This is a genomic window from Cognatilysobacter terrigena, assembly GCF_004361065.1.
GTDB lineage: Bacteria > Pseudomonadota > Gammaproteobacteria > Xanthomonadales > Xanthomonadaceae > Cognatilysobacter > Cognatilysobacter terrigena.
Genome location: NZ_SELT01000029.1, coordinates 17,679 through 28,667 on the forward strand (window position 1 = coordinate 17,679; position 10,989 = coordinate 28,667).

The window sequence follows — 10,989 nt, forward strand, 5'->3', positions numbered from 1 at the left end:
CTCAGCGGTTCAGGCGTTTCAGCAGGCGCGCGCGCAGTTCACGCGCGGTGTTCGCGTCGAGCGGGCCGAGCACGCGTCGCGCGGCGCCGGAGATGTGATCGGCAGTGCTCGCGTCCGGCGCGAACACGTAGTGCTCGAAGATGTCGCGCCACGCGTCGCGTTCGTGCGGCGGCAGGTCGCGCAGGCTCATCAGTGCGAGCATCAACGCGTTCATGGGCGAATCCATCCACGCGGGCGAACGTCGCCACCAGTAGTTCACGAGCACGTTGAACGCATCGAGCGCTTCGACGTGGTGCCACCACAGGCTGGGGATGAACACGGCGTCGCCGGGATCGAGCTCGACGACGATCGCCTGCGCCAGCGCATCGGCGAATCGCGGGAAGCGCCCGAGATCGGGCGCGGTGAAATCGACGAGGCTGATGGCCTGGCCCGCGGGCGTGAAATCGATCGGGCCGACGTAGAGATTCGCGAGCTGGTCGGGCGGCAGCAGCGTGAAGCGGCGTCGCCCCGCGGCGACACAGGCGAGATTGTCGGGAACGTCCTGATGCGCGGCGATACGCGTGCGGTTGCCGATCCAGATGCTCGCGAGCGGATCGCGCGTGCCGAGGTCGACGTTGTTGCGGCGACGGAATTCGGGGAGTGCCGTATCGATCGTCGTCGAGCCGACGTACAGCGCGGGCGGCGCCGGGTCGTCTAGGTGCCGCTGCATCGCCGCGAGCATTGCCGAAAGCGGCGCGCGCTCGCGATGGAAATTGAAGCCGCTCAGATCGTCGTTGTAGAAGAAGCGCCCGCCGATCGTGGGCGCGCCGACCATGACGTCGACGGTGGTTCCGGGATCGACCGTGCGCAGGTAGTCGATAGCGGCCTTCGCGCCCTGCCGCGCGGCGCGCACCATCGGCCAGTCGCGGACGAGACCGCGCAGCAGGACCGGCCGCGTCGACGTCAGCACGTCGTCGGGCAGGGCGCGAGGATCCGCGCCGTCCAGCGTGCGGATGTCGTCAGCGACCGCCGCCATGACGCCTGTTCATCCGCTCGATGAGGCCGCGCAGCTGCGACAGCGACGCGACCGCCATGTAGACCGAGGCGAGATGGCCGGCGCGATGCAGCGCGGCCAGTGCGTCGCCGTCGAGTTGCGCGAGCCGTTCCTCGTGGATCGTGTAGAAACCCGCGAGACGGTTCTGCGAGCCGTCGTCGAGCTGGATGTCGAGCACGAACGATTCGAGCAGGTCGTTCGCGAGCAGCGCATCGACGAACGCGGCCGTCGCCTGCACGCCTTCGTGCAGCGCGCGCAGCGTCGAACTGATGCGTTCGAGGTAGTCGGTGGTGCCGCCGAACTCGCGGAACACGCGTTCGCCACGCGTACCGACGCGTGGATGCTCGACGTCGACGTGGATGATCGGTTCGCCGTTGTCGTGCCCGATCAGGAACGGCTGGCGCGCGATCGCGAGCGGCACGTACGACGCATCCCAGCGGTCACCATCGAGGAACAGGTTCTCGCCTTCGCACAGGCCGAGCAGCGCCACCGGCTGGAACGTGCGGCCGTCCGGCGTCTTCGCGAACACGATCGGGTAGTGCGCCTGCACGTCGCGGAATTCGGCGGGGAAGGTCAGCGCGACCATCACGTCGTCGCCGAGTTCGGCGGCGTGGCGCGTGTCGATGCGCAGCTCGGCGTGGTCGACGTTGTTCAGCAGCACGGGTCGGGGCATGTCAGATCCGGGGCAGCCCGTGACGGGCGATGTGGTCGAGCAGGTCGCGATGCGCGGGCAGCGCGCCGAGCATGCGCCGCGCGCGCGGTGCGGCATCGCGCAGGAGAGCGGCCGCGCGTTCGGTGTCGGCGAACCGCGTGGGATGCGTCGGCGGCGCGGAAACGAAGCCCATGCCGTAGAGGATGTACTGCCAGCTCGCCGACGGGAACACTTCGTCGACGCGATCGAGGTCGTAGCGCGAGGGTGGATGGTGCGCCCACGTCGCCAGCAGCCCGGCGAGCGACTCGGGGATGGAGGACGCGTCGCGATGCGCGCGCCAGTAGTCGCCCTCGCGACGGCTCAGGACGTAGTGCAGCTTCAGGAAGTCGATGACGCGACGCCAGCGGTGCGCGAACGCGGCGTTGAAGCGCGGCGCGAGGCGATCCATGTCGTCGCGCGTCGCGGGCAGTCGATCCGCCAACGCGGCGGCCGAGAGCTCGACCATCGCGATCGCAGAGGCTTCCAGCGGCTCGATGAAGCCCGACGACAGCCCGATCGCAACGCAATTGCGCACCCACGGCCGCTCGCGCCAGCCGGGATCGAACGCGAGCTGCCGGAACGAGGGAATCTCGACGCCCGGCGAGGTGCGCGCGAGGTACTCGTGCAGCGCATCGGCCGCGGTCGCATCGTCGACGTGCGCACTCGCATACACATAGCCGATGCCGCGTCGCGTCGGCAGGCCGATGTCCCAGACCCAGCCGTGCGGCTGCGCGGTGGAGATGGTTTGCGAAGCGATCGGCGCGTCGTCGCGCGCGTAGGGTACCTGCACGGCGAGCGCGCGATCGTTGAACAGCACGTCGCGCAGCGGCGTCGATGGCACGCCGAGCCGCTGGCCGATCAGCATCGCCTGGAAGCCGCTGCAGTCGACGAACAGGTCGCCGTCGCGGCGGCCCTGCGCGCGCAGCTGCAATGCGGCGATGTCGCCGTTCTCGTGCATGTCGACATCGACCACGTGGTCGGCGACATGCTGCACGCCGAGCCGCTCGGCGCAGTGCCGCCGCAAGAACACCGCGAACTTGCCGGCGTCGAGGTGGTACGCATAGTTCGCGACGGCCGCGAACTCCGGCGTCGTCGCCTGCTTCGGCGCCAGGCCGTGCAGGCACAGGTGCGGCTGTGCGCAGACGAACTCGGCGAACGGCACCTGCGGGGCGAGCGCGCGCCATGCGGCGGCGATGTCGACGTCGCCATGACCTTCAGGCAGCGAGAACGGATGGAAGTAGCGATCGCCGTCGCTGCCGTCCACCCACCGATCGAAGCGCGAGCCCTGTTTGAACGAGGCGTCGCAGTCGCGGATGAAGTCGCTTTCGGATACGCCGATGCGGTGCAGCGTGTCGCGAATCGTCGGCCACGTGCCTTCACCGACGCCGATGATCGGCACGTCGGGCGACTCGACCACACTGACGCGCAGGCCGTCGGGGCGATCCGCACGATGTTCGGCCGCGATGACGCCCGCGGTGAGCCATCCCGCGGTGCCGCCGCCGACGATGACGATGTGCCGAACCGTCCGATCCACGCGCGAACGTCTCCCCCTTTTGCCGAGACTACCGCCGACGAAAAAGCCGCTGCAATGGCAGCGGCTTTTCGATCCGGACGGGTGCCCGCTCAGAACTTGTAGCGGAAGCCCAGCATGTAGCGCGGGCCGCCCTGCGTCAGGAATTCGACCTGGTTCTCGTGTCTGCTGTGCTGTCGATAGGTCTCGTTGGTGAGGTTGATGCCTTCGAACGAGACGGTCATGTTGCTGTTGATGTTGTAGCTGACGTTGAGGTCGAGCTGCCCGTAGGGCTCGACGTACACCGGGTTCGGGCCATTGCCATCGAAGCGGCCGATGAGGAACTGATCACGCCAGTTGTAGGCTGCGCGGATCGACCACTGCTGATTCTCGAAGAACCCGACCAGGTTGGCGGTGTCGCTGAGACCTTCCAGCGCGAACTGCTCACCAATAACGTAGTTGTCGTAGGTGAGATCGGAGTCGACGATCGTGTAATTGGCCGAGAGTCCGAAACCGCTCTCGCCGAACATGTGCTGGACGTTGAACTCCCAGCCGTCGAGCGATGCGTTGCGCTGGTTCGCCGGGACGGTAATGCGGAAGTTTGCGATCGGATCCCCCGGCTGCCCGACGATCGTGCCCGTGCGTTCGCCGGTTGCGCTCGAGACGCCGGTTCGTGTCACGCCCGGCTGCCCGTTGAAATTGTCGAAGATGTAGTTGCGGATGCAGACGACATCGCTCGTCGCGCAACCGCCCGCACTCGTGGCGGCGTTCCAATACGCGCCGCCAACCGGCGTATGGAGGTCGAACGGCGTGTCGACGACCTGCGTGGTGCCGACGTAGTTCTCGATGTTCTTGCGGAAGTAGCCAACCGACAAATAGCTCGATGGCGCGTAGTACCACTCGAGCGACAGGTCGAAGTTTTTCGACAGCAGAGGCTTCAGCGCTGGATTGCCCTGGTCGCCGGTGCCCCCGTCGACGCGCGCGCCATCGTTGAGGGTCTGACCACCCTGGATTTGGGACCACAACGGACGGCCGATCGTTTCGCCGAAACTTCCGCGAAGCTTGATCGCGTCGGTCACGTCGAGGCTCAGGTCGAGGTTGGGCAGCACGTAGCTGTACTTGCCGACAAGGGTCGTGAACACCGAACCGCCACTGAGCACCGTGAACTCGTTGGCCGACCCCCAGGAAATGCCGGTGCGTTCAGGCACGCGGGCTGACGACTCCACGCGCGTGCTCTCGTACCTCGCACCGATCGCCACGTTGAGCGGCATCGCGAAGTCCCAAGTGTCGCTCCATTCGACGTACGCGTTCTTCGACGTCTCCGTCGTGCGACGATCGGTCGTGAAGTTGTTTGAGGCCCGATAGTCGGAGGCGGGATGACCTGCGGCCACCCAAGCCTTCTCCGCGAGGTCACGTACCGTGTCGAAATCCCACACGAAGAAGGCGTCGGTGAAGCGCGGATCCTTCGCACCCGAGAACTGATCGAAGTAATTGCCCATGTGGTCGAGCTGCCACACGCTGTCCGGGTAGTCGCCGGCGTTGGTCGCGCCGCCCCAGGTGTCGAGCTGCACGTTGGCAAAGGCGGAACGATTCTTCACTTCGGTCGAGCCGACGCCGAAGTTGAGCTTCGAGTAGTTCTCGAACGAAAAGTCGCCCGCGAGTTGGAGCTGGTTGACTTCCATCCTCTGCAGCGAGTTGCGGAACGACGAGCCGGTGACCAGCATCTGCGACGGATCGATCGCGGCCAGCCCCGTCGGCAGCTGGATGTTCAAGACCGGGAATTCGCCGGAGAAGTCGGCGGTCGTCGTGCCACGGAAGAAGCCCGCAGTGCCGAGCACGCCGCTGCTTCCATAGGGGCTGTTCGCACCGGCGGTCGAGGTCGAGTGGTGCGCGTCGAACGCGAGATTCAGACGATCGGTCGCCTTCCACTTGAGGTTGAATCCGAGCGATTTGTCTTCGCTCTTCGTGCCGTTGTGCGCACCGCCCATCGCGTAGTCGCTGTTGGCCGGGTTGATGATCTCCGAGTAGATGTTCGGCGCGGCCACCGGCCCGTCGGTCCAGGAGCTCGAAGACGGGCCGAAGTTGAACCACACCGACATCTCGTTCCGGCGCCGCTCGTACTTGTTCTGCGAGTAGGTGTAATCCAGGGTTGCCGTCAGGTCGTCCGTCGGCGCCCATTGCAGCACCAGCTGGCCGTTGAGGCGCTCGCGCTGTACGCCGTTGACGTTGTAGTTGAGGTTCTGCGGCACCGAATAGATGTCGTTCGGACCGGGACGATTGACGATGCGCTCGGACCCCGGCTGCCCCGGCTGCGGAATCGTTCCCCAGTTGTTCTCGTCACCGTGGAACGTCTTCCAGCCGTTGCCGACCGCGACCTGGCTGAACCCGTAGTCGCGCTTCTGGTAGCTCGCGCTGATGCCGACGCCGAAGCGCCCATCCGCAAAGGTCGTGCTGTAGATGCCGGACAGTTCGGGTGTCACGCGATCGAGGTCGTAGCTGTCGGGCACGTTGTCGGCCGACGTATCCATGACGGCCTTGACGCCGAAACTGGCGCGCGTCGCGCCCTTGTTGTCGAACGGTCGCGCCGTCTTGATGTTGATCGTTGCGCCGATGCCGCCGACCGGCGTGCTGGCGCGACTGGTCTTGTAGACCTCCAGCGCGCTGACGGCCTCCGACGCAAGATTCGCGAAGTCGAACGAACGCGTGTTCGGCGCGCTGGCGTCCTCGATGTTCGAGCCCGGCATCTGGCGGCCGTTGAGCAGCACCAGGTTGTAGTCGGGGCCGACACCGCGAACGGTGACTTTGGAGCCTTCCGAGCCGTCCTTGCGGTCGATCGACACGCCGCTGATGCGCTGCATCGACTCGGCGAGGTTCGTATCCGGGAACTTGCCGATGTCCTCGGCGACGATGCCGTCGACCACACCTTGCGCGTTGCGCTTGAGATTCATCGACGACGTGAGGCTTCCGCGGATGCCCTTGACCACGACGGTGTCGAGCTCGCGCGCGTCGGCGGCGGCCTGGTCGGCAGGGGCCGCGGCGGTCGCGCTTGTGCTCGTCGTCGTCGAGGTCGCGCTCTGCCCGAACGCAGGCGTCGACAGTGCGACGAGGACGGCAGCGGTGAGCAGGCTCTGTTGCGGTCGGTACTGCGCGGACTTCTTCATGAAACCCCCTGAAGCGCACTGCAAATGGATGGGCCCGACGACCGGCCGTGGTGCGTCGGATTGCACGCGGACATGACAGCGTTGTCAAACGGAAGGCGACAGCCGGTCACGAAACGCAATAAACAGCGGAAAAACGCGGGAAAATTGTGTTGCGGTGCAGCGGTCAGTGCATGTTGCACTGCACCGCATGGTCGGCCTGGGTTCCGAGTTCGATCTGCGAGAACGTCACGCCGACGCCGGCGTCGGCGGCCACGTGGAAAACGTCGTCGACCTTGGTGAGGTCGGTGCCGCCCTTGGCGAAGCACACCAGCGGCACGGCGACGCGCGTCCACTTGCCCGTCGGGATCTCGGCGAGTGTCGCGGTGAGCGGCACGTGGCCGCGGCAGTTCGCGCCGCAGCCCATCGAGATGTCGACATCGCCACGCACCGGCGCATCGACACGCATCGTCACCACGAGCGACGCACCCGCCATGCTTTCGCGCGACAGGTCGATCGGCGCGTCCGACTGCAGCCAGACCTGCGCCGGACCGCGCCACTCGATGCGACGCGCGTCTTCCTGCGCGCGATGATCGGTCGCGCTGACGGCGATGTTCTTCGCGAGATCGCGCGTCGGCAGCGTGCGCACGGTTTTCGCATCGCCCTTCGCATCGGCGACGCGCAGCGTCCAGCCCGGTGCAACCGCGCCGCGCTCGAAGAACACCGCAGGATCCGCGTCGGCATTACCGAGCCCGGATTCCTCGGACAGCATGCCCACCGTCTTCGCCGACGCATAGCTCAGGCCATAGCCGAGCGGGAACTGCGGGTCATAGCCCGACTGGCCCGCGTTGAGCGGCGTCTGCACCGCGGTGCGCGGCCATGAGAACGAAAGGCGACCGGTGAAGTCGTAACGCGGCTTGCCCGATGCGTCGGCGAACAACACGTCGGAAATACCGCCGCCTTCCGATCCGGGCAGCCACGCGGCGACGAACGCATCGGATGCATTGAGCTCCCGGTTCATCCACAGCGGACGGCCTGACAGGAACACCGCGACTACCGGAATCCCGTCCGCCTTCAGACGACGGAGCATCTCGAGGTCGTGGCCGCGGTTATGGCGATACGCGAGCGACGGAATGTCGCCGAGGAATTCCGCGTACGGGTCTTCGCCGAACACGACGATCGCGACGTCCGGCTTCGCCGTGTACTTCGCGTCGACCAACCGCTCCGCATGGCCGCCGGCCTTCGCCGTCGTCTCGCGGATGCCGTCCCAGATCGACTGCGCGTTCGGAAAGTCGGCGCGTTCGGTGCCGCTGCCCTGCCAGCTCAGCGTCCAGCCGCCGGCCTGCTTGCCGACGTCGTCCGCGCCGTCGCCAGCGACGAGCACGCGCGCGTTCGGTTTCAGCGGCAACACGCCGCCGTCGTTCTTGAGCAGGACCAGCGACTTGCGCACGGCCTCGCGGGCGAGCGCGCGGTGGTCGGCACTGCCGAGTTGTTCGAAGTGGCCGCCGAGCACGCGCTGCGACGGCTTGGGCGCATCGAACAGGCCCATGCGCAGCTTGACGCGCAGGATCCGCGACACGGCATCGTCGAGGCGCTGCATCGGGATCGTGCCGTCGCGCACCTGCTTGACGGTCGTTTCGTACAGGCCCTTCCAGCTGTCGGGCGCCATGTACATGTCGACGCCGGCGAGCAGCGCGGTCGGGCAATCGGTCGGCGTGCAGCCCGGCACGTCGGCATGGCCGTTCCAGTCGCCGACGACGAAGCCGTCGAAGCCCATGCGCTGCTTCAGCAGATCGGTGAGCAGCGTGCGGTTGCCGTGCATCTTGCCGCCGTTCCAGCTCGAGAACGACGCCATCACCGTCTGCGTGCCGGCCTTGAGCGCGGCGATGTGGCCCGCCCCGTGGATGTCGCGCAGCTCGGTTTCACTGACGCGCGCATCGCCCTTGTCCTTGCCATCGAACGTGCCGCCATCGCCGAGGTAGTGCTTGGAGGACGCGACGACGTGGCGTGCATCGAGGAAGTCCTTCGTTCCGACGCGGCCTTGCAGGCCTTCGACCACCGCCGTCGCATAGCGCGACACCAGCGCGGGATCTTCCGAATAGCCTTCGTACGTGCGGCCCCAGCGGTCGTCGCGCGGCACGGTGACGGTGGGTGCGAACGTCCATTCGAAGCCGGTGGCGCGCAGTTCTTCCGCGGTCACCTGCGCGATGCGATGCACCAGCGCCGGGTCGTTCATGGCGCCGAGCGCGATGTTGTGCGGGAACAGCGTCGCGCCGACGACGTTGTTGTGGCCGTGTACGGCGTCGATGCCGAGCAGCACGGGAATTCCGTGGCCGCCCTTGGATTTGTCGACCGAGGCGTCGTGCAGCGCGTCGGCGAGCGCGAGCCAGTCCTTCGCCGGTGCGTTGTACTTCGCGCCCGGATCGGAATTGCCGCCGCCGAGCACCGAGCCGAGGTGGTAGGTGCGCACGTCGTTCGGCGTGAGGCTGCCGAGATCGCCCTGGATCACCTGGCCGACCTTCTCCTCCACGCTCATCGACTTCAGCAGGTCGCGGATGCGGGCTTCGACGCGCGCATCGCGCGGGATCGGCGAGGTCATCGCCGGCCACAGGTCGGGGTGCGCGACGGCCGCGGGGGGAATCACCACGGGCGCCGATTGCGCGGCGACGATGCCCGTGGCGAGCGCGGCCGACAGCGCGAAGGCGAGCCGGTGGCGAAGGAGGCGTGCGGAACGCGGGAACGACGACATGCGAGCTCCGGAGCAGGCGTCAGGCGTCCGGCCTGACAGCGTTGTCAGTCGAAGGGTGAAGGCGGCCGTGGGCGTACGTCACGCTGCAGTGCGACATGGAATCGCGGGAGGCGGTCAGCGCCCGCGCGGTGCGTCCACGCGGAACGGCAGGTTCGCGTAGCCGGCGTGACCGCGGCCGTCGCGCACTTCGAGGAACAGGCGGTAGGCGCCGGGCTGCTTCGGTGCGACGAACCGTTCGCTGCGGGCGTCGACCGGTACGAACGCGACATCGATCGTCGACGGCACCGTTTCGGCGTCGCCACCCGTCGAAGTCGCGCGGCTTTCCTCGAGCACGTACCAGCGCGCCTGCGTGCGATCGCCATCGGGATCGGCAACGTCGGCCTTCGCGACGTGGGACGACCCGGCTGCGAGCACGGTGCCCGCACGCGCAGCGCGGCCGTCGATCGTCAGCGACGTCACGTTCGGCGCGCGATTCGCAGGCGCCTTGCCGGTCCACGCGAGTTGCAGCGCATCGACCGCGGGCGTCGACTCGCCCGAGGGCAGGAACAGCCCGTACCAGGTCGGCGTGCGCTCCTGCTTGTTGCCCCACAGGAACACGAACGAACCGACGCGCTGCGGATTAGCCGGAGCGATCTCGCGTGCGTAACGCTCGCCGATCACCGCGGCCTTCTGCGCGCCGTCCTCTTCGATCGGCGCGCCCCAAGGGGTCTTTGCGCTCTCCCAATGGCCTGTCGGACCCCATTCGGTGACGACGTACGGACCGGTCCATCCCGACGCCCGGATCTTCGCGTCGAGGCCCTTGATGTCGGCATAGAGCTGCACGCCGAGCAGGTCGAGCTGCGGCGCACGCGCTTTGACTTCCGCAACGACCGCGGGATCGACGCCTGCCAGCGTCGTCGTCACCGGATGGTGCGGATCGATCGCGTGGATCGCGGCGGCCATGCGGTTCACCGCGTCCCATACGCGCGGGTTCCTGCCGTCCAGATTGAGCTCGTTGCCGACCACCCACATCAGCAGCGCGGGGTGGTCGCGCCAGCGCAGCGCTTCGTCGCGCACGCGTGCGACCTCGCGCGCGACGGCGGCTTCGTCGTCGTAGCCGAAACCGTGGCGTTCGCTTTCGACCTCGATGCCGAGTGCGACGCGCAAGCCATTGCGCTGCGCGCGGTCGAGCATCGCTTTCGGATCGTCGCCGGGACGCCACGTGCGAAATGCATTGCCGCCGCGCGCCGCGAGTTCTTCCTGGTTGCCATCCTGCAATCCGGCGCCGCGGATTACGAACGGCTGGCCGTCGACTTCGAGGTGATAGCCGCGTCCGTTATGGACGATGCGCACGGTCGACGGTGCAGCGATCGACGGCGACGCGAACGTCGCCGCGAACGCGAGGGCGATCAGCGACTCAACGCGCCTGCTCATACAGGCGCGCGTACTTCAGGCCGAAGAACAGGATGAAGGCGTAGCAGGCCATCGGCAGGAAGAACGAAGGCTGCAGGCCGATGCGATCGGCCAATGCGCCCTGCAGGAACGGCACGATCGCGCCGCCGACGATGGCCATGCACAGCACGCCGGAGCCGCGACCGGTGAGGTCGCCGAGGCGATGCAGCGCCATGCTGAAGATGGTCGGGAACATGATCGAGTTGAACAGGCCGACCGCGAGGATCGCCCACATCGCCAGCGTGCCGCCGCTGAGCGTGGCGATCAGCACCAGCAGCATCGACATCGCCGCGTTGAACCCGAGCGCGATGCCCGGGCGCACCACGCGCATCGCCGCGAAGCCGATGAAGCGCCCGATCATCGCGCCGCCCCAGTAGTAGCTGACGTATTTCGCAGCGTCTGCGGCAGGCATGTGCGCGATGTGCGGCTCGCCGAGGA

The 10,989-nt window shown here is 67.3% G+C and carries 7 protein-coding genes; all 7 read right to left on the reverse strand.

The genetic code is table 11. The features are described from left to right. Nucleotide 1: 1 nt before the first annotated feature. Entirely contained in the window at nt 2–1,015 is a 1,014-nt protein-coding gene (locus EVS83_RS13670; protein ID WP_133501586.1) for a cupin-like domain-containing protein, read from the reverse strand. Beyond that, the gene (locus EVS83_RS13675) at nt 999–1,706 is read right to left on the reverse strand and encodes a SapC family protein (protein WP_133501587.1); all 708 of its coding nucleotides are present in this window, start codon (nt 1,704–1,706) and stop codon (nt 999–1,001) included. Before EVS83_RS13675 ends, EVS83_RS13670 begins: the two co-directional genes overlap by 17 nt. Before the next feature lies 1 nt (nt 1,707). Continuing rightward, entirely contained in the window at nt 1,708–3,258 is a 1,551-nt protein-coding gene (locus EVS83_RS13680) for a tryptophan halogenase family protein (protein WP_133501588.1), read from the reverse strand. A gap of 89 nt (nt 3,259–3,347) precedes the next feature. Next, on the reverse strand, nt 3,348–6,395 hold the full coding sequence (locus tag EVS83_RS13685) for a TonB-dependent receptor (RefSeq protein WP_133501589.1): 3,048 nt from the start codon (nt 6,393–6,395) through the stop codon (nt 3,348–3,350). Between the two features lie 163 nt (nt 6,396–6,558). Then, the gene (locus EVS83_RS13690) at nt 6,559–9,120 is read right to left on the reverse strand and encodes a glycoside hydrolase family 3 protein (RefSeq protein WP_133501590.1); all 2,562 of its coding nucleotides are present in this window, start codon (nt 9,118–9,120) and stop codon (nt 6,559–6,561) included. A gap of 114 nt (nt 9,121–9,234) precedes the next feature. Further along, nucleotides 9,235–10,533, reverse strand: a complete 1,299-nt coding sequence (locus EVS83_RS13695) for a glycoside hydrolase family 2 TIM barrel-domain containing protein (RefSeq protein ID WP_133501591.1) — start codon at nt 10,531–10,533, stop codon at nt 9,235–9,237. Then, nucleotides 10,517–10,989 (reverse strand): MFS transporter (locus tag EVS83_RS13700; protein ID WP_484030452.1); only part of this gene is annotated, 473 nt, incomplete at its 5' end. The genes EVS83_RS13700 and EVS83_RS13695, both read right to left, overlap by 17 nt.